Below are 24,929 nucleotides of genomic sequence, written 5' to 3'. Positions count from 1 at the left end.
CAATGAAATGTCTCTCGGCCGGCTTTTTTGCGGAAAGGAGCGCGCTGGCGGGGAGCCCGCCGGCGCAATTCGCTCGAAAAAACAGGTAGGAGACTGACGAGCGACCCGATCCGGACCTCGTTAGGGCTGCTTCCTTCCGGACCTGACCCGGTTGGCGAGTGGCTCGTCCACCGCCAATCTCCCGGTCCCTATTTGGGGCCAAAAGGGCCGGAAAGCAAGCGGGTATCGGATCGGGTATCAGCCTGCCCAGCATCCGGGCAAATCCCCGCCCAAAGCGCCAAGAGGCTGTGCTTTCACTGATGGTGCCGCCTTGGTATGAACGCTGCCGGAACTTCACCCAATCAGAAAAGCGATACCAAAAATGGTTACACGTCGTGATGTTGCATCGATTGTCGGGCTTGGCGCGGTCGGCGCGGCAATGGCGGCAGGCGCGGTCGCATCCCCGGCGGCGGCGCAGACGGCCCCCGATGCCAGCGAATCCACCTTCGCCCGCATCCGCCGCACCAAGAAGATGCGGATCGGCGCGGTCAATGGCGGCGCGCCCTATTACATGAAGGACCTCGCCAGCGGGCAGTGGAAGGGTTTTTACATCGACATCGCCAAGGCGCTCGCCGACGACATGGAAGCCGAGCTCGAGATCACCGAGACCACCTGGGGCAATTCGGTGCTCGATCTCCAGTCCAACAAGATCGACATCTTCTTCGGCCTCAATCCGACCCCGAAGCGCGCGCTGGTGGTCGATTTCTCGATTCCCGTCTTCAACAACGCCTTCGGCTTCCTCGCCAAGAAGGATTTCAAGCCGAAGACCTGGGCCGAGCTGAACTCGCCCGACATCAAGATCGCCGTCGACCAGGGCTCCTCGCACGACCAGGTCGTCAGCCGCCTGATCCCGAAGGCGCAGATCTCGCGCCTGAAGACCGCCGATGACGCCACCGCCGCGCTGCAGACCGGCCGCGTCGACGCGCAGTGCCTGATCACCATGCTCTCGCTGACGGTGCTGAAGAAGAATCCCTCGCTCGGCCAGTTCGTGCTGCCGACGCCGATCTTCGCCACCACCTCGAACGCCGGCTTCCGCCGCGAGACCGACAAGACCTGGCGCGACTACGTCAACACCTGGATCGACTTCAACAAGGGCCTCGGCTTCATCCGCACCGCGATCCTCACCAACATGGAGCTCGTGGGCGTGACGGAGGCGGACATTCCGCCGGGCGTGACGCTGTAGGTAGGATGAGTTTGAGGCAAGCTCGATCCGCGATTGGCACTGCGCCCCCTCTCCCGCTTGCGGGAGAGGGTTGGGGTGAGGGTGCTTCCACAAAGAGACTCCGGCAATGGAGAGAGCCCTCACCCGGTGCTTCGCGCCGACCTCTCCCGCAACCGGGAGAGGTGCAGTGAGACTGCGGCTCCGCCAATCCAAACGTCCTCAAGGCTGAGGTCCGGAAGACATGTATCAGTGGGACTTCGGCATCCTCTGGGGCTATCGCTGGCTCTTCCTCAACGGGCTCGGCGTCACCGTCGGCTTCACCGTGGTCATCGTGCTGCTCGGGCTGCTGTTCGGCCTCATCGCCGCGCTCGCGATGCTGTCGCGCTTTGGCTGGCTGCGCGGCATTGCGCTGACCTTCGTCGAGGCGTTCCGCTGCACGCCGATCCTGGTGCAGCTGATCTGGTTCTACTACGCGCTGCCGATCCTGGCAGGCGTCGAAATGACGCCGATCACGGCCTCGGCGCTGGCGCTGTCGCTCTATGGCGGCTCGTTCTATTCGGAGATCATCCGCGGCGGCATCGTCTCGATCGACAGCGGCCAGTCGGAAGCGGGCGCCGCGCTCGGCATGACGCCGCGCCAGGCCATGATGCGCATCGTCTTGCCGCAGGCGATCAAGCGCATGATCCCGGCGCTGATGAACCAGTCGATCATCCAGTTCAAGAACACCTCGCTGGTCTCGGTGCTCGCCGTGCCCGACCTCGTCTATCAGAGCCAGGTCGCCGCGCATGACAGCTACCGGCCGCTCGAGACCTACACCGCGGTGGCGCTCGCCTATGCCGCGATCCTGATTCCCCTGACCATCATCGTGCGGCGGGGCGAGAAGCGCCTGGCGGTCAGCGAATGAGCGATACGTCCAAAGATACTTGCAAGATCGAGATCCGAAGCTTGCGCAAAAGCTTCGGCAGCAACGAGGTGCTGAAGAACATCAACCTCGACGTCGCCAAGGGCGGCGTGGTCGCGCTGATCGGGCCGTCGGGCTCGGGCAAGTCGACGCTGCTCCGCTGCATCAATCTGCTGGTCGTGCCGAACGGCGGCAGCGTCCGCGTCGGCGAGACGCGGTTCGCGTTCGGTGAAGGCGCGAAGCTGCCGGATGTGAAGACGCTGGCAAAATTCCGCGCCAGCACCGGCATGGTGTTCCAGCACTTCAACCTGTTCCCGCACATGACGACGCTGCAAAACGTGATGGAAGGACCCGTCACGGTGCGCCGCATGCCGAAGGCAGACGCGGAAAAACTGGCGCGAGCGCAATTGGCAAAAGTCGGGCTTCTGGAAAAGGCCGATCAATATCCGGCGACGCTTTCGGGCGGACAGAAGCAGCGCGTCGCGATCGCGCGGGCGCTCGCCATGGAGCCGGACGTCATGCTCTTCGATGAAGCGACCTCCGCGCTCGATCCCGAGCTCGTCGGCGAGGTGCTGGGCGTGATGCAGCAGCTCGCCTCCGAAGGCATGACCATGGTGATCGTGACTCACGAAATCGCTTTCGCCCGCGAGGTCGCGGGCCGCGTCGTGTTCATGCGCGACGGCGTCGTGGTCGAGGACGGCCCGGCGCGGCAGGTGATCGATGCCCCGCGCGAGGCCGCGACGCGGGCCTTCCTCAGCCATTTCCACCGCACCGGCGCATTGCCGCCGGCCAACGTGACATCGTGATGCCCGAGATCAACCGCGTTTATCTCGTCACCGGCGCCGCCAGCGGCATCGGCCGCGCCACGGCAAAGCTCCTGGCAGCGCCCGGCACTGCGCTCCTGCTGCACACACGCTCGAACGCAACCGGCCTCGATGCTACGGCCGCCGAGGCCGAAGCGCGCGGCGCGACGATTGCAAAATGTCTTGGCGACTTCGCTGAGGAGAGAGCCGCGGCTGATGCCGTCGCGGCCGCGCAAGCCGCCTTCGGCCGGCTCGACGCGCTCGTCCTCGTGGGCGGCCATGCCCGCCGTGGCAGCGCGATCGGCACGCCGGCGGACGAGTTCCGCCGCGCGATGGACGAGTCAGCGCTCGCCTTCACGCGGCTGGTGGAGGCCGCGCTTCCGCTATTGCGTGCGGGGCACGACGCGCGGATCGTGGCGGTGTCGTCGTTCGTGGCGCACGCGATCCGCCCCGACTTCGCGCCATTCGCGGCGACCGCCGCAAGCCGCTCCGCGCTGGAAGCCTTGGTGCGGCTCACCGCAGTTGAACTGGCCAGCGACGGCATCGCAGTCAATGCGGTGGCGCCGGGCCTCATCGTCAAGGACAAGCCGAGCTCGAGCCGGCTTTCGCCCGAACAGATCGCCGCAACGGAAGCGTTGATTCCCATGCGCCGTCGCGGCCGCCCGGAGGAAGTGGCCGAGATCATCGCCTTCCTGGCATCACCGAAGGCATCCTACGTCACCGGCCAGGTCTGGCACGTCAATGGAGGCCTGGCATGACCGAAGCAACCGTCGCGCGGCTTCGCCTGTTCCTGATCGAAAGCCCGATCAAGATGGCGCGCCTCCAGGGCGTCGGCAACGTCAAGGGCACGGTGAAGCGCGTGCTGCTCGAGCTCACCGCAAGCGACGGTGTGGTCGGTTGGGGCGAAGCGGCGCCGTGGGAGGTGTTCACGGGAACGCCGGAAGCGGCGTTCTCCGCGCTCGACATCTACTTGCGTCCGATCCTGCTCGGCAAGCCGGTGCGCCGCATCCGCGCACTGATGGCGGAGCTCGACCGCGCGCTGGTCGGCCATGCGGAAGCAAAAGTCGCGATCGAGACGGCGCTGCTCGACATCGTCGGCAAGTCGGCGGGACTTTCGGTCGCCGACCTGCTCGGCGGCCGCGTGCGCGACACGATCCCCCTCTCCTTCTCGATTGCCGATCCCGATTTCGCCGCCGACCTCGAGCGCATGCGCAAAATGGTTCCGGACGGCAACGTCATCTACAAGGTCAAGACCGGTGTGAAGCCTCATCGCGAGGACCTCGATCACCTCTCGGCGATCCGCAAGGAATTCGGCGACAAGGTCGACCTTCGCGTCGACTACAACCAGGCCCTGGCGCCGTTCGGCGCGATCAAGATCCTGCGCGACGTCGAGCAGTTTTCACCGACCTTCATCGAGCAGCCGGTGCCGCGTAGATATCTCGACGTCATGGCACAGCTAACATCAGCGCTGGAAACGCCTGTTCTCGCCGACGAAAGCTGCTTTGACCGCCGCGACATGATGGAGGTGGTGCGCCGGCAAGCCGCGGACGCCGTCTCGATCAAGCTGATGAAGGCCGGCGGCCTGTTCGAGGCACAGGCCATCATGGCGATTGCCGACGTTGCCGGGCTGCCCGGCTATGGCGGCACGCTGTGGGAAGGCGGCATCGGGCTCGCTGCCGGCACGCAGCTCATCGCGGCAACGCCCGGCATCTCGCTCGGCTGCGAATTCTACATGCCGCATCACGTGCTGGCCGAGGACGTCCTGGAGGAGCGCATCCCCAACCGCGGCGGCCATGTCGTCGTGCCCGATGGTCCCGGCCTCGGCATCCGCGTCAGCGAAGCCTCTATCCGCGCCAACGCGCGCGTGCTGGCGGAGGCGTAAATGACACGCCGTCATTCTGGGGCGCGCGAAGCGCGAGCCCGGAATCCATAACCACAGGATCAGGTTGGGAGGCGAGACTGTAACCGATATCTCGCGCCACAACTGCTCCCTGTGGCTATGGGTCCCCGCCTTCGCGGGGACGACAGCAGAGCATGCCGCTCCTGCGGAGCGCGATCCTTCCCCTATGGGAATCCGTGGCGTATGGTCGGGGCAAAATACTTGGGGTTCCTGCCCTTGCCGCCCGAGCCTGTCGGGCCATCCGGACACTCTTCATGCCTGATCCCGCCTGGTCGCTGCACTCCCGTCTGAAAGAGGACACCATCGACATCGGCGACCTGCCGTTGTCGAAAGTGCTTGTCATCAAGGACGCGCATTACCCGTGGCTGTTGCTGGTGCCGCGGCGCGCGGATGCGGTCGAGATCATCGATCTCGACGAGGTCCAGCAGGCGCAATTGATGACCGAGATCACGCGCGTCTCCCGCGCGCTGAAGGAGATCACCAAATGCGACAAGCTCAACGTCGCAGCCCTCGGCAACCTCGTGCCGCAGCTTCACGTGCACATCATCGCGCGCCGCACCAGCGATGCGGCGTGGCCACGCCCGGTCTGGGGCGTGATGCCGCCCTTGGCGCATGATGCCGAAGAGGTGCAGAATTTCATCAGCGCGCTTCGCCGCAAGATCTGGTTGGGTTGAAAGAACGATTGGGTTGAAAGAACAATAATGTCAGCATTCGACTCGTTCCCGCTGGGACAGCCGGCCTTCGTCACCAATGTCCTCGATCGCGCCGCGCACCTGCGCCTCAATGAGGAAAAACTCTTCGCGATCGAACAGAAGCCGTCGTCGCGCGCTTATGTGATCTATCGCGACTCGCTCCTGGTGAGGCGCGAGGGCGAGCGCGTCCGCGCCCTGCTCTCGATCGACGAAGCCATCAAATGCGGCGCCAATCCCGGCACGATCTTCTTGGGGCTGCGCGATGGCGCCGCGGTGTTCGGCATGGGCATGCCGCAGGCCGCGGCCGAAAAGCTGATCGGCCGTGAGGACTATGCCGTGACCGAATTGCGCGGCATGGCCATGCAGGGCACGATCCACCCCGAGGAGCTATCCGCGATCGCGATGGCGAAGTCGATGGTCACCTGGCATCAGCGCCACGGCTATTGCGCCAATTGCGGCGCCCGCAGCGCGATGAAGGAAGGCGGCTGGAAGCGCGAGTGCCCGACCTGCAAGGCCGAGCATTTTCCGCGCACCGACCCGGTCGTGATCATGCTGGTCGCCTCCGGCGACAAGTGCCTGCTCGGCCGCCAGAAGCAGTTTCCGCCGGGCATGTATTCCTGCCTCGCCGGCTTCGTCGAGGCGGCCGAGACCATCGAGGACGCGGTGCGCAGGGAGATTTTTGAGGAATCCGGCATTCGCTGCACGGACGTCGCGTATTACATGACACAACCCTGGCCCTATCCGTCGTCGCTGATGATCGGCTGCAGCGCGCGGGCCCTGACCGATGAGATCACCGTCGACCACTCGGAGCTGGAGGACGCCCGCTGGTTCAGCCGCGACGAGGCACGACTGATGTTGTCGCGGACGCATCCGGAGGGGCTTGCCGGCCCGCACCCCTTCGCCATCGCCCATCATCTGGTCGGCCGTTGGTTGCAGGGCAAGGACAGCGTGTAGCTGCGACGGCCGATGTCCGCCAGAACAATCGCGCCGCGCATCCTCTGCATCGGCATCCCCGTGCGCGACCTCACCTTCCGCGTGGAAGGTGTGCCCGGGCATGGCAGCAAGGCGAACGCCACGCATCTGGAGGAGATCTGCGGCGGCAATGCGCTCAACGCCGCGATCGCCATCGCGCGGCTGGGCGGCCGCGCTGCGCTGGTCGGGCCGATGGGCGATGCGCAGGAGACCTCGAGCGGCTTCATCCTCGAACGCATGGCGCAAGAGGGCATCGATGTCAGGCACGTCGTGCGCATGCCGGGCCTGACGACGCCGGTCTCGGCGATCATGATCGACGCGAGCGGCGAGCGCACTCTCGTCATCTATCGCGATCCCAAGCTGTGGACGGTGAAGCTGCCTGAAGCCGACGCGCTGCTCGGCGATTGCGACGCCATTTTGGTCGAGAGCCGCTGCGCCGAATTCGCCCTTTCCCTCTGCGCCGAGGCGCGACGCCGCGGCATTCCCGTCATCATGGGCGTCGACCGTGCGATGTCGCCGGGCGATGGCCTCTTCGCCGCCGCCTCGCACATCCTGTTCGCCAGCGAGCAGCTACAGGAAACGGCTGCTGTTGCCGACGACGGTGGGGCGCTAAAGACGCTGACGAGGCTGACGCCGGCATTCCTCGCCGCCACCCGCGGCCCGCGTGGAACGATCTGGCTGAATGAGCGGGGCGAGCCGGAGGAGATGGCGGCCTTTCCGGTCCACGCCGTGGATACGCTCGGCGCAGGCGACGTCTTCCATGGCGCCTTTGCCCTTCGCCTCGCCGAAGGCCGGGATGCGCGGGAGGCGCTGCAATTCGCCGCGGCCGCGGCGGCACTGAAATGCACCCGCTTTGGTGGCGGCCTGGCCGCCCCGCAACGCATTGAAGTTGAAGGGCTTTTGCTCGGAGGCTGACCGGCGCGGGCACCCTGTCGCCCGGAATATGGGCTTGCTCTAGAAGATTTTTCTATATATGAGGTGTTTCGACCCCTGAAATGGAAAAAAGTTCCTCAAATGAGCGACCTCGCCGTCCAACTCCCAGAGACCAACCGCCGCCTCGACGCCATCGACCGCAAGATTCTGATGGTACTCCAGGAGGACGCCTCCCTGTCGGTCGCCGAGATCGGCGACCGGGTCGGGCTCTCGTCCACGCCTTGCTGGAAGCGCATCCAGCGCCTCGAGGCCGATGGGGTGATCCTCAAACGGGTGGCGCTGGTCGACCAGAACAAGATCGGGCTCGGCATCTCCGTGTTCGTCTCGGTGGAGAGCGCCGACCATTCGGAGGCCTGGCTGAAGAAATTCGCCGAGGCCGTCAGCGCCATGCCCGAGGTGATGGAGTTCTACCGCATGGCCGGCGACGTCGATTACATGCTGCGCGTCGTGGTCGCGGACATGCAGGCCTATGACGTCTTCTACAAGAAGCTGATCAGCGCCGTGCCGCTCAAGAACGTCACCTCGCGCTTCGCCATGGAGAAGATCAAGTCGGTCACCGCACTCCCGATCCCGGCGGTGGTGGCGGCTTAGGCTTCGAATCTCACCACAAGAGAACTGTCATCGCCCGGGTCGACCGGGCGATCCAGTATTCCAGAGACGGCGATTGAATACGGAGAAGCTGCGGCGTACTGGATGCCCCGGTCGAGCCGGGGCATGACAGCGGAGAGGAAGGCATCGATCACGCCTCCCTCGAGCCGCCTCAAATCTTCTGATTGTACTCGCCGACTTCCGGATGCGTGCGCAGCACGCCGTCCACCATCTCGAACATGTCGCGCATGCGCTGCTCGGAGACGGGGCTTTCGACCACGACGACGAGCTCGGGCTTGTTCGAGGACGCGCGCACCAGGCCCCAGCTGCCGTCTTCCACCGTGACACGCACGCCGTTGACGGTGACGAGGTCACGGATCGCCTGACCGCCGATCTTGGCGCCCTTCTCGTGCAGGCCTTCGAAATGCTTCACCACGGCATCGATGACGCCGTATTTGACCTCGTCCGCGCAATGCGGCGACATGGTCGGCGACGACCAGGTTTTTGGCAGGGCGTTCTTCAGATCGGCCATCGACTTGCGGGGGGCGCGGTCGAGCATGTCGCAGATCGCGATCGCGGAGACGAGGCCATCGTCATAGCCGCGCCCGAACGGCTTGTTGAAGAAGAAATGGCCCGACTTCTCGAAGCCGGCAAGCGCGCCCATCTCGTTGGTACGGCGCTTCATGTAGGAATGGCCAGTCTTCCAATATGCCGTTTTCGCACCCTGCTTCTGGAGCACGGGATCGGTGATGAACAGGCCGGTCGACTTCACGTCGACGACGAACTGCGCGTCCTTGTGGATCGCCGACATGTCGCGCGCCAGCATCACGCCGACCTTGTCGGCGAAGATCTCCTCGCCGGTGTTGTCGACGACGCCGCAGCGGTCGCCGTCGCCGTCGAAGCCGAGGCCGACGTCGGCCTTGTGATGCAGCACCGCATCGCGGATCGCGTGCAGCATCTCCATGTCCTCGGGGTTCGGATTGTATTTCGGGAAGGTGTGATCGAGCTCGGTGTCGAGCGGGATCACCTCGCAGCCGATCGCTTCCAGCACCTGCGGCGCGAACGCGCCGGCGGTGCCGTTGCCACAGGCCGCGACGACCTTGAGCTTGCGCTTCAGCTTCGGCCGGCTGGTGAGATCGGCGATGTAGCGCGCCGGATAATTTTCGTGGAACTGATAGGAGCCGCCGGCCTTGTTCTTGAAATCGGCGCCCAGCACGATCTCCTTCAGCCGCGTCATCTCGTCGGGGCCGAAGGTCAGCGGACGGTTGGCACCCATCTTCACGCCGGTCCAGCCATTGTCGTTGTGCGAGGCCGTGACCATGGCGACGCAGGGCACATCCAGGTCGAACTGTGCAAAATAGGCCATCGGCGTCACGGCGAGGCCAATGTCATGCACCCTGCAGCCCGCCGCCATCAGGCCGGAGATCAGCGCATATTTGATCGAGGCCGAATAGCCGCGGAAATCGTGCCCGGTGACGATCTCTTGGCGGACGCCGAGTTCGGCGATCAGCGCACCCAGCCCCATGCCGAGCGCCTGCACCCCCATCAGGTTGATTTCCTTGTTGAACAGCCAGCGCGCGTCGTATTCGCGGAAGCCGGTGGGCTTCACCATGGGCTCGGATTCGAAGGCATAGGTGTTGGGCAGCAGCGCGGATTTCGGCGTGGGAAACATCGAGACAATCTCGTTAACAGGCAGGAGGAATATACCGCAGCCATAGCGAATGCTCAGGCCGAGCGGAAGGCGGGATCGGCGGCTTATGGCTAATAATTGCGGCAGTTTGGTAACGGAGAAACCTTACTTCAAGCGCGGCTCGGAGCGAAGCGCGGCTCGGAGCGCGCGGAACGGTTCGGCAAAGTTGTCGGCCAGAGTTCTCGACCATGATCGATCCGCTCGCGGATGTGCACCTTGTGTCTCACAATCTCTGATCGCGAGGTCGTGTTGAAACCAATCGGGCCGATCGCGCATATCCCACCCAGGATTACTCCGTCTCGCCCGGTGAACGATCCACAATCGCCATGGCGCAGGACGCGGCCTGACTGATCATTAGAGCATTAATTCAAGCCTCGTCTCGAGCTCTCTCCACGACGTAACGCGTAGGAGACAAAGCATGCGCACGGCGTCGATCCTGGCTGCGATTGCAGCCGGCATGATCTTGTCGATCTGCCAAATGACGACCGCTCAATCGGCAAACGAGAGGTTGCCGGGCCTGCCGACCGGTCCCCCGTCCATGCCTCTGCACCTCAAGTTTGGCGATCCGACGCTTCCTCCGATGGCATACACGGTGTTCTGCCTGCACTACCGGGACGAATGCCGCCCCCGCCTGATGTTTCGTGGCGGTCCGGTGCACTTGACCGAGGCGCGATGGGAAGATCTGAAAGAGGTCAACGCGACCGTTAACAACGCCATCATCTCGGAACCGAACGAAGGGGGCCTGGCAACGGAGGTCTGGCTCATCGACCCCAAGCGCGGCGACTGCAACGACTACGCCGTCAGCAAGCGCCACAGGCTTCTGAGCCGAGGCTGGCCCGAGCGGGCGCTTCTGCTCAGCGAGGTCGAGACCGTCTGGGGCAAGCATCACCTGGTTCTGGTCGTTCGAACGCAGAGCGGCGACCTGATTCTGGATAATTTGACGGCGCAGATCAGACCGTGGCCACGCGCACCCTATCGCTGGATTCGAATTCAATCGCCGAGCAACCCGCGATATTGGAGCATCGTCGCGCCGCGTAGCGTATAGGGCGCCGTCAGGCGTTGGACCGAGGCGCTCGCCTACTGTTCCAGCACCATCTGGCCGTTGGCATATTCGAAGCGCCTCAGCTTGGACAGAAAGGAGAGGCCGAGCAAATTCTCGGACAGCGCCTCGTCAGGCAGAACCATGGCATCGACGTCGCGAACGATGAGACCGCCGACGTCGAGCATGGCGATGCGGGCGCGCGCGGCCTTGATGGTGCCGTTGGCGGTCGTGACCTTCGCGTTGTAATCGCCGCGCGACGGGCGCAGGCCGAAGCGGGCAGCCGATGTCTCGTTCAGCGCCACCACGGAAGCGCCGGTGTCGACCATGAAGGCGATGCGCTGACCGTCGATCCGCCCTTCCGTCTGGAAATGGCCGCGGGCGTCGCGCGGGATGCTGACGCTGCGATTGTTCGCTTGCGGCGCGGCGGCCTGCACGGCGGCCATCTGGCGCGGCACCGAGGTGGCGGAGGCCGAGCTCATCTTGTCGGCCATCTGCGCCATGAATGTGCCCAGCCCGATCAAGATGGCCGCGAAGATCATAATGTTACGCATGACACCACTCGGAACCGAAAACACGATTTCATCACGCTACGCGCCCGTCCGCGAGCGAGCCTGCGACCGGGGCGCCGCCATTTTGGCGAAAAGCGTGACGGAAGGGTTAATGCAGGCTTATGGAATTACGTCCCGCGCGGCTTGGCGCGCCGGGTGGGCAGAGCGTTCGCCGGATCGTCCGGCCAGGGATGGCGCGGATAGCGCCCGCGCAGATCGGAGCGGACCGCGATGTAACTGCCGCGCCAAAAACCGGGCAGGTCGCGCGTCACCTGCACCGGGCGCTGCGCCGGCGACAGCAGTTCCAGAACGAGCGGCACCTTGCCGCCCGCGATCGATGGATGGCTGTTGAGGCCGAACAGTTCCTGGAGCCGCACGGCGATGGTCGGCCCCTGCTCGGCCTCATAGTCGATCGCGAGCATCGTCCCGGTCGGCGCCTCGAAATGGGTGGGCGCCTCGCGTTCGAGCCGGGCGCGCAGCTCCCACGGCAACAGCGCCATCAGCGCGTCGGAGAGGTCGCCGGCGGAGACGTCCTTCAGCGCCGTCTTGTCGTAGAGCGCAGGCACCAGCCAGTCATCGCGCCGCGCGATCAGGGCGTCGTCGGACAGATCGGGCCAGCTCTCGCCTTCGGCCTTGCGCAGGAACATCACGCGGTCGCGCCATTGGATGGCGGCTTTCGACCAGGGCAGCCGGTCGAGGCCGGCGGCGATCAGGCCGTCGGCGAGAATGCGGGCCGTCGTCTCGGACGGCGTGAGCGTGAGGGGTGCCTCAGACAACGTAATGGCGTGCAGCGCGCGTTTGCGGCGTGCGCGCAGCGCCATCGCGCCGCGATCAAAAGAAATCTCGTCCGAGGTTTCGATGTGCTCGGCGAAATGGCCTTCGATGTCGCCCTCGCTGATCGGCGCGGCAAGGAGGATGCGCCCGCTCGCCGCCGTGCCCGTCATCTCGGCCACCGCTATATAGGGCGCGCGCGCAGGCGAAGACGTCTGCTCGACGGCCGCGCCGCGGCCATTGGCGAGCACGAAGCTGCCGTTGCCACGGTTGCGCGCGACACGGTCGGGGAAGGCGTAGGCGAGCATAATGCCGGTGCGCAAGTCGCCCTGCCCCGGCGTCCCTTTCTCCGATGATGCGACTTGCGAGGCCCAGCGCCGTGCGAGGTCGCGGGCGCTGCTGGCGCGAGGCGAGCGGTCGCGGCGGAATTGATCGAGACGGTGGTCGAGATCGACGCTGTCGCCGCCGAGCCCGCGCTCGGTGAGGATGGCGGCGATTTCGGCGGCGGCCTCGCCGCTGCCAGCGCGATGCGAATCCACGATCATGCGCGCGAGCCGCGGCGGCAGCGCCAGCGCGCGCAGGCTCTTGCCTTCCGCCGTGATGCGACCGTCGGCATCGAGCGCGTTGAGCTCGGCAAGCAGGCTCTTTGCCTCTTTCCAGGCGGGCTGAGGCGGCGGATCGAGGAACGAGAGTGCCGAGGCGTCGCTCACGCCCCATTGCGCGAGATCGAGCACGAGCGAGGAGAGGTCCGCGCTCAGAATTTCAGGCTGGGTGTAGGGCGCGAGCGAGGCGGTCTGCGGCTCGTCCCAGAGCCGGTAGCACACGCCGGGCTCGGTGCGGCCGGCGCGGCCGCGGCGCTGATCGACCGCGGCGCGCGAGGCACGAACAGTCTCGAGCCGCGTCAAGGCGATATCGGGCTCATAGCGCGGCACGCGGGCGAGGCCGGAATCCACGACAATGCGCACGCCCTCGATGGTGAGCGAGGTCTCCGCGATCGAGGTCGCCAGCACCACCTTGCGCGTGCCTTTGGGAGCCGGCGCGATGGCGCGGTCCTGCACGGCGGCATCCAGCGCGCCGAACAGCGGCACGATCTCGATTGCAGCATCATGGACGCGCTCGGCGAGAAAGTTCTGCGTGCGCCGGATCTCGGCCGCGCCGGGCAGGAACGCCAGCACCGAGCCGGCATCGGCGCGCAGCGCGGAGGCAATCGCATCCGCCATCTGCCGCTCCAGCGGCGCATCTGCCTTTCGACCGAGATAGCGCGTCTCGACCGGGAACGCGCGGCCCTCGCTCTCGACGACGGGCGCTTCCCCCAGCAGTCTCGCCACCCGGGCGCCGTCCAGCGTCGCCGACATCACGAGGATACGCAAATCCTCGCGCAGGCCCAGTTGCGCATCGCGCGCCAGCGCGAGGCCGAGGTCGGCATCGAGCGAGCGCTCGTGGAATTCGTCGAACAGGACGGCGGCGACGCCCGTCAGCTCGGGGTCGTCGAGGATCTGGCGGGTGAAGATGCCCTCCGTCACCACCTCGATGCGGGTCGCGCGCGAGATTTTCGAGCCGAAGCGGACGCGATAGCCGACGGTCTCGCCGGCGCGCTCGCCGAGCGATTTGGCCATGCGGTCGGCGGAAGCGCGCGCCGCGATGCGCCGCGGCTCCAGCACGACGATCTTCTTACCCCTGGCCCAGGGCGCATCCAGCAGCGCCAGCGGAACGCGCGTGGTCTTGCCGGCGCCGGGCGGCGCCACCAGCACGGCAGCGTTGTGCTTGTCCAGCGTGCGCGACAGGTCGTCGAGCACCGCATCGATCGGGAGGGGCGTGTCGAAGCTGCGAGGCAATGCGCTATCCGTTCGTCCTGCCCGGGCAAAAGCGCGAAGTACGTCTTCGCACCAAACGTCCCGGGGCATCCACGTTTCTTTAGCGCGGAGTGAACAAGACGTGGATGGCCGGGACAAGCCCGGCCATGACGGAATCGTTGCGACGGCCTATCGTCAAACCTGCCCGGCAGGCCGTCCCACGCTCTCATAGACGAAGCCCGCGGCTTCCATGTCTTCGGGACGGTAGATGTTGCGCAAATCGACCACGACGGGCTGCACCATGGTCTCCTTCAACCGGTCGAGATCGAGCGCGCGGAACTGCACCCATTCGGTGACGATGACCAGCGCGTCCGCGCCCTTGGCGCAGGCATACGCATCTTCGCAATAGTCGATGGCCGGCAACTCGTGCTTGGCCTGCTCCATGCCGACCGGGTCATAGGCGCGCACCTTCGCACCCTGGTCCAGCAAACCGGTGACGAGCGGGATCGAGGGCGCATCGCGCATGTCGTCGGTGTCGGGCTTGAAGGTGAGACCGAGCACGCCGATGGTCTTGCCGCGCAGCGCGCCGCCGAGCGCGTGGCTGACCTTGCGCGCCATCGCGCGCTTGCGGTTCTCGTTGACGGCAAGCACCGCCTCGACGATGCGCAGGCTCACGTCATAGTCCTGCGCGATCTTGATCAGGGCCTTGGTGTCTTTCGGGAAGCAGGAGCCGCCGAAGCCCGGGCCCGCATGCAGGAACTTGGTGCCGATGCGGTTGTCCAGACCAATGCCGCGCGCGACCTCCTGGACGTTCGCGCCGACCTTCTCGGCCAAATCGGCGATCTCGTTGATGAAGGTGATCTTGGTCGCCAGAAACGCGTTGGCGGCGTATTTGATCATCTCCGCGGTGCGGCGCGCGGTGAACATCAGCGGCGCCTGGTTCAGCGACAGCGGACGGTAGATGTCGCTCATCACTTTTCGACCACGCTCGTCATTAGTGCCGACCACGATGCGATCCGGGAATTTGAAATCGCGGATCGCCGCGCCCTCACGCAGGAATTCGGGGTTGGACGCGACCACCACATCGGCCTTCGGATTGGTCTCGCGGATGATGCGTTCGACCTCATCGCCGGTGCCGACCGGAACGGTCGACTTGGTGACGATGACCGTGAAACCGGAGAGTGACGCAGCGATCTCGCGCGCGGCAGCGTAGACGTAAGACAAGTCGGCATGACCATCGCCGCGCCGCGACGGCGTACCGACCGCGATGAACACGGCCTCCGCCTCCGCCACCGGCCCCGAAAGATCGGTCGTGAAGCTCAGGCGCTTGGCCTTCACATTGGTCTCGACCAGCGAGTCGAGCCCCGGCTCGTAGATCGGGATCTCGCCGCGGTGGAGCGCCGCAATCTTGCGCTCGTCCTTGTCGACGCAGGTGACGTCATGGCCGAAATCCGCAAAGCACGCACCGGAAACCAGCCCCACATATCCCGTGCCGATCATGGCAATTCGCATGAAAAACCTGCCCGTCTTGGTTAACGCATAATGATGCTTCGCAGCGGTCTTAGAGCATTTTCATGTCCGCGGGGAAGAGGCTGCCCCAAGAAAGTCGGCAAGAAAACCGGCATGTGATTTGTAGAGTAAAGGGGACCGAAACCTGCCGCCGGCATACTGCCCCGCTCTTGGGCGGCAACCGCCTCGAAAAGGGACACCATGGCACCATCAGGCACAATCGTGGCAAGCGGAGGTTCCAAGACCTCGCCGCCGGCGCGCCTCGATTGGGTCGATTACGCCAAGGGCATCTGCATCGTCATGGTCGTGATGATGCATTCGGTGCTGGGGGTCGAGCTCGCTGCCGGCGAACCCGGGTTCATGCATGCTCTGGTCGCCTTCGCAAAGCCGTTCCGGATGCCGGATTTCTTCCTGATTTCGGGCCTGTTCTTGCCGCTCGTGATCGACCGCGACTGGCGAATCTATCTCGACCGCAAGGTCGTGCATTTCGCCTACTTTTATGTCCTCTGGGTGACAATCCAGTTCGGCTTCAAGGCGCCGGCCTTCGCGGCCGAGACCAGCTGGCACCATGTGGGCCTTCTGTATCTCGAATCATTCATCGAGCCGTTCGGCACGCTCTGGTTCATTTACCTGCTGCCGATCTTCTTCGTCGTCACAAAACTGACACGGCGAATCCCGCCGCTCGCGATCTGGCTCGTCGCGGCGATGCTGGAGACGGCTCGCATCACAACAGGATGGACCGCCATCGACGAGTTCTGCGCACGCTTCGTCTATTTCTATTCCGGCTATCTGTTTGCGGATTACGTGTTCGCCTTGTCGGATCGCGCGCGCCGGCATCCAGCCGTTGCCCTCGCGACGCTTGGCGCGTGGGCTCTCGTCAATGCGGGTATCGTTGCACACGGCGCCAGCGAATGGCCGATGGTCTCGCTTCTGCTCGGTTTCTCCGGCGCCGTCGCCATCGCGACGATGGGCACGCTGCTCGCGCATGCGCGCTGGCTCAACTTTCTTCGGTTCTGCGGCGAGCACTCGATCGTGATCTATCTCGCCTTCTTCCTGCCGATGGCCGCGACACGGACGCTGCTGCTGCGCACCGTCGTTGTTCCCGACATCGGCATGATGTCGCTGATCGTCACCATCGTGGGCGTCGCCGGTGCGCTCCTGATCTGGCGGGCCGCGCTGCGCCTGCACGCCCACTTCCTGTTCGAGCGGCCGGACGCCTTCTGGATCGCGCCGAAGAAGGCGGGGTCGGTGTTGCAGCCGGCGGAGTAGTTTCTCGCTCCGCTGTCGTCGCCCGGCTCGACCGGGCGACCCAGTATTCCAGAGACAGCAGTTATTGACCGATAGGCCGCGGCGTACTGGATTCCCCGGTCAAGCCGGGGAATGACAGTGGGGATAGCGGCGCCAGCGGCCCAAAAATCGCCCCTCAAAGGCTGTCAAATTCCGCAAAAATTCATACATTGCGGCCATGCCCAAAACCTCCCCGAAGACCACCGCCAAAGCTGACACCAAGGCTGCTGCGCCCAAGGCGGCCGCTGAAACCAAATCCGCTGCTGCCAAGGCTGCTGCCAAACCCGTGGCGGCGAAGGCGGCCGGCAAGGGCGACCATGTCTTCCTGGTCGACGGTTCCTCCTACATTTTCCGCGCATACCACGCGTTGCCGCCGCTCAACCGCAAGTCTGACGGATTACAGGTCAACGCCGTGCTCGGTTTCTGCAACATGCTGTGGAAGCTGCTGCGCGACATGCCCGCGGACAACCGGCCGACGCATCTGGCGATCGTGTTCGACAAGTCGGAAGTCACCTTCCGCAACAAGATCTATCCCGACTACAAGGCGCATCGGCCGCCGGCGCCGGACGACCTCATTCCGCAATTCGCGCTGATCCGCGAGGCGGTGCGCGCCTTCGACCTGCCCTGCCTGGAACAGGCGGGCTTCGAGGCCGACGATCTGATCGCGACCTATGTGCGGCAGGCTTGCGAGCGCGGCGCGAGCGCGACCATCGTCTCCTCCGACAAGGACCTGATGCAGCTCGTGACCGACTGTGTCACCATGTACGACACCATGAAGGATCGCCGCATCGGCATTCCGGAGGTGATCGAGAAGTTCGGCGTGCCGCCGGAGAAGGTGGTCGAAGTGCAGGCGCTGGCGGGCGATTCCACCGACAACGTGCCGGGCGTGCCCGGCATCGGCATCAAGACCGCGGCGCAATTGATCGTCGAATATGGCGACCTGGAGCAGCTTCTGTTCCGCGCCGGCGAGATCAAGCAGCCGAAGCGGCGCGAGGCGCTGATCGAAAACGCCGAGAAGGCGCGGATCTCGCGCCAGCTCGTGCTGCTCGACGACAAGGTCGATCTCGAAGTGCCAATGGACGATCTGGCTGTCCACGAGCCGGACGCGCGCAAGCTGATCGCCTTCCTGAAGGCGATGGAGTTCACGACGCTGACTCGCCGCGTCGCCGAATACGCCCAGGTCGATCCCGCCGATGTGGAGGCCGATCCCGGCTACAAGACCGGCGCCAGCGTGTTCTCGCCACTGCCGCCCTCGGACGTCGTGCCGGCGCCGGGACCCGGAGCATCGGCGCAAGCTGCACCCAGGGAGCGCAATAAGGCCGCCGGCAAGGAGGACAAGGCCGCAAGCCCGAAGGGCGCGCCGGTCTCGCTCGCCGAGGCTCGCGCGGAAGCCGCGCGCAAGACCAGGATCGACCGTACCAAATATCAGACGATCAAGACGCTCGACCAGCTCGAGGCGCTGATCGCGCGCATCCACGACACCGGCCATGTCGCGCTCGAGGTGAAGGCGAACTCGGAAGACCCGATGCAGGCCGACATCTGCGGCATCGCGCTGGCGCTCGGCGCGGACGATGCCGCCTATGTGCCGCTGGCCCACAAGCCACCGGGCGGCGGCGCCGGACTGTTCGATGCGGGGCTCGCGCCCGACCAGGTGAAATTCGAAGCGGCCGTCGCAGCGCTGAAGCCTGTGCTCGAGTCGCAGGGCATCTTGAAGATCGGATACAACGCCAAGTTCATCGCGGTGCTGCTGGCGCAGGCCGGCATCACGCTGTGCAACCATGATGATTCGGAATTGATCTCCTATGTGCTCGACGCCGGCCGCGGCTCGCACGCGCTGGAATCGCTCGCCGAGCGCTGGCTCGGGCACGCGGTGCTCGCCGAAAGCGAGCTCGTCGGCAGCGGCAAGAACAAACTCACCTTCGATCAGGTCGCGATCGACAAGGCGACCGAGCATTCCGCCGAGCGCGCCGATGTGACCTTGCGTTTGTGGCACGTGCTGAAGCCGCGCCTTATCGCCGAGCACATGAGCGCCGTCTACGAGACGCTGGAGCGTCCGCTGACCAGCGTGCTCGCGCGCATGGAGCGTCGCGGCATCTCGATCGACCGCCAGGTGCTGTCGCGGCTGTCGGGCGACTTTGCCCAGACCGCGGCGCGGGTGGAAGCCGAGATCCAGGAGATCGCCGGCGAGCCCGTCAATGTCGGCAGCCCAAAGCAGATCGGCGACATCCTGTTCGGCAAGATGGGACTTCCGGGCGGCACCAAGACCAAGACCGGCGCATGGTCGACGACGGCGCAGGTGCTGGATGATCTCGCCGAGCAGGGCCATGACTTCCCGAAGAAGATTCTGGAATGGCGCCAGGTCTCGAAGCTGAAATCGACCTACACCGACGCACTGCCGACTTACGTCAATCCGCAGACCCATCGCGTGCACACGACCTACGCGCTGGCCGCGACCACCACGGGCCGGCTGTCGTCGAACGAGCCGAACTTGCAGAACATTCCGGTGCGCACCGAGGACGGGCGAAAGATCCGCCGCGCCTTCATTGCGACGCCCGGGCACAAGCTGGTCTCGGCCGACTATTCGCAGATCGAGCTGCGGCTGCTCGCCGAGATCGCCGACATTCCCGTGCTGAAGCAGGCCTTCCGCGACGGGCTCGACATTCACGCGATGACGGCATCCGAGATGTTCGGCGTGCCGATCAAGGGCATGCCGAGCGAAATCCGACGCCGGGCCAAGGCGATCAATTTCGGCATCATCTACGGCATCTCCGCGTTCGGCCTTGCTAACCAGCTCGGCATCGCGCGCGAGGAGGCCTCCGCCTACATCAAGAAGTATTTCGAGCGCTTCCCCGGCATCCGTGCCTATATGGACGAAACGCGCGATTTCTGCCGGAGCCACGGCTATGTCACGACGCTGTTCGGCCGCAAGTGTCACTACCCCGACATCAAGGCGTCTAACGCCTCGGTGCGCGCCTTCAACGAGCGCGCCGCGATCAACGCGCGCCTGCAGGGCACGGCCGCCGACATCATCCGCCGTGCCATGACGCGGGTGGAGGACGCGCTGGCGGCAAAGAAGCTCTCGGCGCAGATGCTGCTTCAGGTGCATGACGAATTGATCTTCGAGGTGCCGGACGCGGAGGTCGAGGCGACGTTGCCGGTCGTGCAGCACGTGATGCAGGACGCACCGTTCCCGGCCGTGCTGCTCTCGGTGCCGCTCCATGTCGATGCCCGCGCGGCGACCAACTGGGACGAGGCACACTGACGGCGGGCACCCTGATGAAGATCGCAACGATCTCCGGCAGCTTGCGCGCCGGCTCGAGCAATACGGCTGCGTTGCGTGCAGCGGCCCTGCTCGCGCCTGTTGGCGTCGAAATGGTAGCCTTCGAAGGAATTGCGGGCCTGCCCTTCTTCAATCCGGATCTCGATGGCAATGACGTGCCCGCCCCCGTCGGGGCAATGCGCAACCTCATCGGAAGCGTGGATGGCCTCCTGATCTCCAGCCCCGAATATGCTCGCGGTGTCGCCGGCGTCCTGAAGAATGCGCTCGACTGGCTGGTCGGAAGCCATGAATTTCCGGGCAAGCCGGTCGCATTGATCAACACCTCGCCTCGCGCCACGCACGCGCTCGCTGCCCTCACGCTCACCTTGGAGACGATGTCGGCCCGGATCGCACGGGACGCCTGCGTGACGCTGCCCCTGCTCGGCGGCGCCTTCGACGAGCACGGCATCGTCGCAGATCCCGCAATCGCAGAGCCGCTGCGTTCGGCGATGGAGCGTTTTGCGGCGTTCATCCGGAGCGTAGAGGCCGACGCGTCCTAGCAAATTGTCCTCCGTGCAATTGCGCGATGGCGACGCGAGCCCTCGCATATTAGAACCGGTGTATCTCCCGCACGAGTTCACCGATGCCCCCCACATCCGCCCTGCTCGGCTTTGCCCTCGTCTGCCTCGGCCTCGTGCTGACGCCTGGGCCGAACATGATCTATCTGATCTCGCGCTCGATCACGCAGGGGCCGGCGGCCGGCATCGTCTCGCTCGGCGGCGTGGCGCTGGGCTTCGTGTTCTACATGCTGTGCGCGGCGTTTGGCATCACCGCGCTGCTGCTCGCCATTCCCTTCGCCTATGACGCGCTGCGCCTCGCCGGCGCCGGCTATCTCTTCTGGCTCGCCTGGCAGGCGGTGAAGCCGGGCGGCCGCTCGCCGTTCCAGGTGAGGAAGCTTGAGATCGACAGCCCGCGAAAACTGTTCGCGATGGGCTTCGTCACCAACCTGCTCAATCCCAAGATCGCGATGCTCTATCTGGCGCTGCTGCCGCAGTTCATCGACCCCGCCGCTGGCAGCGTGCTGACACAGTCGCTGGTGCTGGGTGCCATCCAGATCGCGATCAGCGTCAGCGTCAACGCGATCATCGCGCTCGCCGCCGGCTCGATCGCGCTGTTCCTGGCAACGCGCCCGAGCTGGATGCTGGTGCAGCGCTGGCTGATGGGTACGGTGCTCGCCGGACTTGCCGTGCGCATGGCGGTGGAAGCGAAGCGGGTGTGACGTTCTTCACCCTCTCCCCTTGTGGGAGAGGGTGCCGAGCGAAGCGAGGCGGGTGAGGGGTTGCCTCCGCAAGCTCATGTGCGGAGAGAGACCCCTCACCCGTCTCGCCGACGCTTTTGCGTCGGCGATCCACCCTCTCCCACAAGGGGAGAGGGTAAGACGACCTCAATCCAGTTTCGCCTCCATCCCCCGCTTCACCGCGGGGCGCGCCATCAGGGCCTCGTACCAGCGCTTCACGTTGGGAAAGTCCGCGAGCTCCACCTTGTGGCGCGGGTGGCGCCAGGCCCAACCCAGGATGGCGAAATCGGCGACCGAGAGATCGCCCGCGACGAAATCTCGGCCCTCGAGCCGGCGATCCAGCACGCCGTAGAGACGGCGCGTCTCGGCCATGTAGCGCTTCAACCCATAGGCGCGGTCCTGCTCGTTCTCGAGCGCAATGAAATGATGCACCTGGCCGGGCATCGGCCCGAAGCCGCCCATCTGCCACATCAGCCATTCGTAGACGGGTATGCGCTCGGCAAGCGACTTCGGCAGGAATTTGCCGGTCTTCTCGCCGAGATAGAGCAGGATCGCACCGGATTCGAACACGCTGACGGGCTTCCCGTCCGGCCCCTCGGGGTCGACGATCGCGGGGATCTTGTTGTTCGGGCTGAGCTTGAGGAACTCGGGCGCCATCTGCTCGCCCTTGGTGATGTTCACCGGGAAGACCTTGTAAGGGAGCCCCATTTCCTCCAGCGCGACCGAGATTTTTCGGCCGTTTGGCGTATTCCAGGTGTGGAGCTCGATGGTCATTTGCCTGTTTCCTTACGGTTTCTCGGGCATCCCACTACTCCAGGACGTTGCGGCCTTACAACCAGCGGTCCGGCATGGTGGCTGTCCGACCGGCGCGGCCGATGCCCTGTTGACGGTAGTTTTGCGGACCCGACCTCCCTCTGGCATGTCGGCTCCGTGGCGGATAAATTCCGCCTCCTCCAAAAGAGCCCCAGAGGACCGTCGTGTCGAAATCAGCCTCCCGCGCCCGCTTGTTCGAAATCATCCGCCGGCGCTCCTTCGGCCGCGGCGAGGTGACGCTCGCATCGGGCCGCAAGAGCGATTTCTATTTCAACCTGAAGCCGACCATGCTCGACCCCGAAGGGGCGACGCTGCTGGCCGAGCTCACCTATGAGGCTCTGAAGGACGACCAGCTCGATTTCATCGGCGGCCTGGAGATGGGCGCGGTGCCACTGGCCGGTGCGCTCGCGCAGATCTCCTGGATCAAGGGCCATCCGATCGCGGCCTTCTTCGTGCGCAAGAAGCCGAAGGAGCACGGCGCCAAGCTCGCGATCGAAGGCCTTGCCAAGGGCGAGACGCTGGAAGGCAAGCGCGTCGTGATCGTCGAGGACGTCACCACCACCGGCGGCTCGGCGCTGAAGGCCGTGGAATCGGTGCGCGAGGCCGGCGCCAATGTAGTGTTGGTGCTGACCATGGTCGACCGCGAGGAAGGCGCCAACGACACCTTCGGCCAGGCCGGCCTGCCGTTCCGATCGCTCTACAAGGCGTCGGAATTTTTGAAGAGCTGAGACAGCAAGGGCTCACTCCATTGTCTTGCCCGGGCTTGTCCCCGGCCTTGACGCGATTCGATCCAACAACCGCCACGGTCACCGCTCATTTACTATCCGGAACTATGGTGAATCAGCGCTGAGATACGTTGCTCTCGGTGGGGTTCGTTGCGTCCGGTGGAGTGGGCATTGCGTACAGATTTGTCCAAAGTGCGTTGGCCGCACCGCGCGATACTCGTGGCCGCAGCCGTTGCGGCGCCGCTTCTCGTGGCGCCAGCCGCCGTGTCCGCCGAAGGCCTGTTCGACTTCTTTTTCAACGCACTCCAGCGTCCGCAGCGCAGCGCGCCGCAGCCGAGTTCCTATATCGATCCCTTCGCGGCAGCGCAGCCGATTGGCCCCGCGCAGGATTCGCCCACGCGATCGGCCGCCGGCGGATCGGGCCCGGCCTTCTGCGTGCGCACCTGCGACGGCAAGTATTTTCCGCTGATGCGCGGCGTGGCCTCGCCGGCGCAGATGTGTCAGGCTTTCTGTCCTGCCACCACGACCAAAATCTATTTCGGCTCCAGCATCGACGGTGCCGCTTCGCAGACCGGCGAGCGCTATGCCGACAGCGAGAACGCGTTCGCCTTCCGCAAGGCGCTGCGCGCGGACTGCACCTGCAATGGCCGCGAGCCGGTCGGACTTGCGCCGGTGGACCTTGCTCTCGATACGTCGCTGAAGGCCGGCGACGTGATCGCGACGAGTGACGGTCTGGTCGCCTATACCGGCGTCCGCCTTGGCAACGAGCAGGCCGCCGACTTCACGCCGGTCGCCTCCTATCCCGGCCTCACCGCACAGGTCCGCTCCCGCCTCGGCGAGATGAAGGTCGCGCCGGTGCGCGCCGAGACGGTGGCGGCGGATGCGCCACCGCCGGAGATCGTACGCGAGACGCCGCCGGATGTGACGGTGCCGAAGACGCCGACGCAGAAATCGGGCAGGCGCGCGGGGCTGAATTGACGCTTCGCGTCACCGTCCGATGATCACGCCGATCACGTTCGGCGCTGCCAGATATTTCTCCTCGATCGCCGCGCGCGCAGCGGCGCGGTTTTCCGCCGTGAGCAATCCGCGCTTCTCGGCGAGGATCATCCAGCAGAAGCCCCACCAGTCCGTCAGCATGCCCGCATCGTCGACGAGATCATAACCCTGTTCGGCTGCGAAAATGCGCGCCTGCGCCTCGTCGAGCGTGTCGAGGAACAGGTGGTCCTCAGCCGAGAACAGGTCGTCGCTGATGTCGTCGATGGTGTAGCCCCAGATCGACTGGCAAACCGCGTTGAACTCGCGATCGATCTGATCGTCATCGACCGCGTAGCGCCGCGCCGCCTGATGCAGCCGCGACAGCGAGCGCGCGAAGTCGCCAATTCGGGTGAGGGCGAATTGATCAAAGGCAATGGTGGACATGTAGTCCTCGCGAAATCGGACAGACGCTAGATATTGTGTCGGCAATGCGCCGAATCACAATGATATATCAAAGACTTGCTAAATTGTTCTTAATTTGTTCCGACGACCTTTGAAGCCGTCGTCCTGGCGAAAGCCAGGACCCATTATCCCGGTCAGCGTTGTCTTTGCGAGGTTGAGCCAGCCATGAGCACAGGCAGCTACTACGTCTACATCCTGGCGAGTCGACATCACGGCACTCTCTACATCGGCATCACCAACGACATCCGTGCACGGCTCGAGCAGCATCGCTCCGGTCGCGGGTCGAAGTTCGTCCTGAAATACAAGATATTCCGCCTTGTGCACGTCGAAGCATTCGCTACTCCGCAAGAGGCCATTGCGCGCGAGAAGCAACTCAAGTTCTGGAAACGCGACTGGAAGATCAAGCTGATCGAGCAGGAAAATCCCGACTGGAACGACCGGTCGGGCCTCATCTGACAGTTGGGGTAATGGGTCCTGGCTTTCGCCAGGACGACCAGATGGAGAGAGCTTTTGCGCCTAACTTCTCAAGTCGCCGCCGACAGCATCCTGTCGCCGCAATAGCTCGCGTAGAACCTGCCGCCGCATTGGCGCTTGATGGCGGCGCAGCGTGCGGCTGGCGCGGCGTTTTGCGGCAGGGAGAATGCGCAACTCACGCCGTCAGCGCTGCGGCCGATCTTGTCGGCGGCAAAGGCGGCGCTGGAGGCAGTGATGCAGATGACGAGCAGGGCGATTTCGATCAGCAGTCTCATGGGCGTATCCTCCCTCCAC

24 protein-coding genes and 1 other RNA gene are annotated in these 24,929 nt (G+C 64.9%); 17 read left to right on the top strand and 8 right to left on the bottom strand.

Features of this window, described 5'->3' with window-relative positions; all coding sequences use genetic code 11:
- Positions 1 to 85 precede the first annotated feature (85 nt).
- An RNA gene (gene ffs, locus NLN62_RS20810) (signal recognition particle sRNA small type) lies at positions 86 to 182 on the bottom strand.
- Positions 183 to 361: 179 nt separating this feature from the next.
- Between ffs and NLN62_RS20805 the strand changes: the two genes are divergently transcribed.
- The 9 genes from NLN62_RS20805 (at position 362) to NLN62_RS20765 (ending at position 7,993) form a co-directional block, all read left to right on the top strand.
- A complete protein-coding gene (locus NLN62_RS20805; RefSeq protein ID WP_027520817.1) occupies positions 362 to 1,222 on the top strand; it encodes a transporter substrate-binding domain-containing protein in 861 nt (286 codons plus the stop codon).
- Positions 1,223 to 1,442: 220 nt separating this feature from the next.
- Complete coding sequence (locus tag NLN62_RS20800; RefSeq protein ID WP_254110009.1) at positions 1,443 to 2,105, top strand: amino acid ABC transporter permease; 663 nt, start codon at positions 1,443 to 1,445, stop codon at positions 2,103 to 2,105.
- Positions 2,102 to 2,908: an amino acid ABC transporter ATP-binding protein gene (locus NLN62_RS20795; protein WP_254110008.1), complete on the top strand. Its 807-nt coding sequence runs from the start codon at positions 2,102 to 2,104 to the stop codon at positions 2,906 to 2,908. Before NLN62_RS20800 ends, NLN62_RS20795 begins: the two co-directional genes overlap by 4 nt.
- A complete protein-coding gene (locus tag NLN62_RS20790) occupies positions 2,908 to 3,663 on the top strand; it encodes an SDR family NAD(P)-dependent oxidoreductase (protein ID WP_254110007.1) in 756 nt (251 codons plus the stop codon). The genes NLN62_RS20795 and NLN62_RS20790 overlap by 1 nt, the downstream gene beginning before the upstream one ends.
- Entirely contained in the window at positions 3,660 to 4,787 is a 1,128-nt protein-coding gene (locus NLN62_RS20785) for a muconate cycloisomerase family protein (RefSeq protein ID WP_027520821.1), read from the top strand. Before NLN62_RS20790 ends, NLN62_RS20785 begins: the two co-directional genes overlap by 4 nt.
- A gap of 272 nt (positions 4,788 to 5,059) precedes the next feature.
- Positions 5,060 to 5,479 carry an HIT domain-containing protein gene (locus NLN62_RS20780; RefSeq protein WP_027520822.1) on the top strand — a complete coding sequence of 140 codons (420 nt, stop codon included), beginning with the start codon at positions 5,060 to 5,062 and terminating at the stop codon, positions 5,477 to 5,479.
- 27 nt (positions 5,480 to 5,506) lie between these two features.
- Positions 5,507 to 6,451 carry an NAD(+) diphosphatase gene (nudC, locus tag NLN62_RS20775; protein ID WP_027520823.1) on the top strand — a complete coding sequence of 315 codons (945 nt, stop codon included), beginning with the start codon at positions 5,507 to 5,509 and terminating at the stop codon, positions 6,449 to 6,451.
- A gap of 12 nt (positions 6,452 to 6,463) precedes the next feature.
- Positions 6,464 to 7,384, top strand: a complete 921-nt coding sequence (locus tag NLN62_RS20770) for a sugar kinase (protein ID WP_254110006.1) — start codon at positions 6,464 to 6,466, stop codon at positions 7,382 to 7,384.
- Between the two features lie 99 nt (positions 7,385 to 7,483).
- Positions 7,484 to 7,993 (top strand): Lrp/AsnC family transcriptional regulator, encoded by a 510-nt coding sequence (locus NLN62_RS20765; protein ID WP_027520825.1) that lies wholly within the window; start codon positions 7,484 to 7,486, stop codon positions 7,991 to 7,993.
- 169 nt (positions 7,994 to 8,162) lie between these two features.
- Here the strand turns inward: NLN62_RS20765 and NLN62_RS20760 are convergent, their stop codons facing one another.
- Positions 8,163 to 9,662, bottom strand: a complete 1,500-nt coding sequence (locus NLN62_RS20760) for a phosphomannomutase/phosphoglucomutase (RefSeq protein ID WP_254110005.1) — start codon at positions 9,660 to 9,662, stop codon at positions 8,163 to 8,165.
- 436 nt (positions 9,663 to 10,098) lie between these two features.
- Here NLN62_RS20760 and NLN62_RS20755 point away from each other — a divergent pair, with 436 nt between their 5' ends.
- Positions 10,099 to 10,725 carry a transglutaminase-like cysteine peptidase gene (locus NLN62_RS20755; protein ID WP_254110004.1) on the top strand — a complete coding sequence of 209 codons (627 nt, stop codon included), beginning with the start codon at positions 10,099 to 10,101 and terminating at the stop codon, positions 10,723 to 10,725.
- A 32-nt stretch (positions 10,726 to 10,757) separates the two neighbouring features.
- Here NLN62_RS20755 and NLN62_RS20750 read toward each other — a convergent pair whose 3' ends face one another.
- From NLN62_RS20750 to NLN62_RS20740, 3 genes are all read right to left on the bottom strand, one after another.
- Positions 10,758 to 11,273, bottom strand: coding sequence for a TIGR02281 family clan AA aspartic protease (locus NLN62_RS20750; RefSeq protein ID WP_027520828.1), 516 nt, complete (start codon positions 11,271 to 11,273; stop codon positions 10,758 to 10,760).
- A gap of 125 nt (positions 11,274 to 11,398) precedes the next feature.
- Positions 11,399 to 13,876 (bottom strand): ATP-dependent helicase HrpB, encoded by a 2,478-nt coding sequence (gene hrpB, locus NLN62_RS20745; protein ID WP_254110003.1) that lies wholly within the window; start codon positions 13,874 to 13,876, stop codon positions 11,399 to 11,401.
- A gap of 153 nt (positions 13,877 to 14,029) precedes the next feature.
- Positions 14,030 to 15,346, bottom strand: a complete 1,317-nt coding sequence (locus tag NLN62_RS20740; protein WP_254110002.1) for a UDP-glucose/GDP-mannose dehydrogenase family protein — start codon at positions 15,344 to 15,346, stop codon at positions 14,030 to 14,032.
- A gap of 198 nt (positions 15,347 to 15,544) precedes the next feature.
- Here NLN62_RS20740 and NLN62_RS20735 point away from each other — a divergent pair, with 198 nt between their 5' ends.
- The 4 genes from NLN62_RS20735 (at position 15,545) to NLN62_RS20720 (ending at position 21,168) form a co-directional block, all read left to right on the top strand.
- The gene (locus NLN62_RS20735; protein WP_254110001.1) at positions 15,545 to 16,612 is read left to right on the top strand and encodes an acyltransferase family protein; all 1,068 of its coding nucleotides are present in this window, start codon (positions 15,545 to 15,547) and stop codon (positions 16,610 to 16,612) included.
- 196 nt (positions 16,613 to 16,808) lie between these two features.
- A complete protein-coding gene (gene polA, locus NLN62_RS20730) occupies positions 16,809 to 19,892 on the top strand; it encodes a DNA polymerase I (RefSeq protein ID WP_254110000.1) in 3,084 nt (1,027 codons plus the stop codon).
- 14 nt (positions 19,893 to 19,906) lie between these two features.
- A complete protein-coding gene (locus tag NLN62_RS20725) occupies positions 19,907 to 20,449 on the top strand; it encodes an NADPH-dependent FMN reductase (protein ID WP_027520833.1) in 543 nt (180 codons plus the stop codon).
- 83 nt (positions 20,450 to 20,532) lie between these two features.
- Positions 20,533 to 21,168, top strand: a complete 636-nt coding sequence (locus NLN62_RS20720; protein ID WP_027520834.1) for a LysE family translocator — start codon at positions 20,533 to 20,535, stop codon at positions 21,166 to 21,168.
- Positions 21,169 to 21,333: 165 nt separating this feature from the next.
- Here NLN62_RS20720 and NLN62_RS20715 read toward each other — a convergent pair whose 3' ends face one another.
- Complete coding sequence (locus tag NLN62_RS20715; protein WP_027520835.1) at positions 21,334 to 21,960, bottom strand: glutathione S-transferase family protein; 627 nt, start codon at positions 21,958 to 21,960, stop codon at positions 21,334 to 21,336.
- A 203-nt stretch (positions 21,961 to 22,163) separates the two neighbouring features.
- Between NLN62_RS20715 and pyrE the strand changes: the two genes are divergently transcribed.
- Together pyrE and NLN62_RS20705 are read left to right on the top strand one after the other, a co-directional pair.
- Positions 22,164 to 22,727, top strand: a complete 564-nt coding sequence (pyrE, locus tag NLN62_RS20710) for an orotate phosphoribosyltransferase (protein ID WP_027520836.1) — start codon at positions 22,164 to 22,166, stop codon at positions 22,725 to 22,727.
- Between the two features lie 210 nt (positions 22,728 to 22,937).
- Complete coding sequence (locus tag NLN62_RS20705; RefSeq protein WP_254113567.1) at positions 22,938 to 23,702, top strand: DUF2865 domain-containing protein; 765 nt, start codon at positions 22,938 to 22,940, stop codon at positions 23,700 to 23,702.
- 9 nt (positions 23,703 to 23,711) lie between these two features.
- On the opposite strand, the gene NLN62_RS20700 is transcribed toward NLN62_RS20705, so the two are convergent.
- Positions 23,712 to 24,143 carry a hypothetical protein gene (locus NLN62_RS20700; protein ID WP_254109999.1) on the bottom strand — a complete coding sequence of 144 codons (432 nt, stop codon included), beginning with the start codon at positions 24,141 to 24,143 and terminating at the stop codon, positions 23,712 to 23,714.
- A 183-nt stretch (positions 24,144 to 24,326) separates the two neighbouring features.
- On the opposite strand from NLN62_RS20700, the gene NLN62_RS20695 reads away from it, so the two are divergent.
- Positions 24,327 to 24,617 carry a GIY-YIG nuclease family protein gene (locus NLN62_RS20695; protein WP_254109998.1) on the top strand — a complete coding sequence of 97 codons (291 nt, stop codon included), beginning with the start codon at positions 24,327 to 24,329 and terminating at the stop codon, positions 24,615 to 24,617.
- A gap of 68 nt (positions 24,618 to 24,685) precedes the next feature.
- On the opposite strand, the gene NLN62_RS20690 is transcribed toward NLN62_RS20695, so the two are convergent.
- Positions 24,686 to 24,910 (bottom strand): hypothetical protein, encoded by a 225-nt coding sequence (locus NLN62_RS20690; protein WP_254109997.1) that lies wholly within the window; start codon positions 24,908 to 24,910, stop codon positions 24,686 to 24,688.
- Positions 24,911 to 24,929: the final 19 nt, after the last annotated feature.

This window comes from Bradyrhizobium sp. CCGUVB23 (assembly GCF_024199885.1).
Taxonomy (GTDB): domain Bacteria; phylum Pseudomonadota; class Alphaproteobacteria; order Rhizobiales; family Xanthobacteraceae; genus Bradyrhizobium.
Note: the sequence above shows the minus strand (reverse complement) of the source record. Positions and strands in the feature narration are given on the sequence as shown.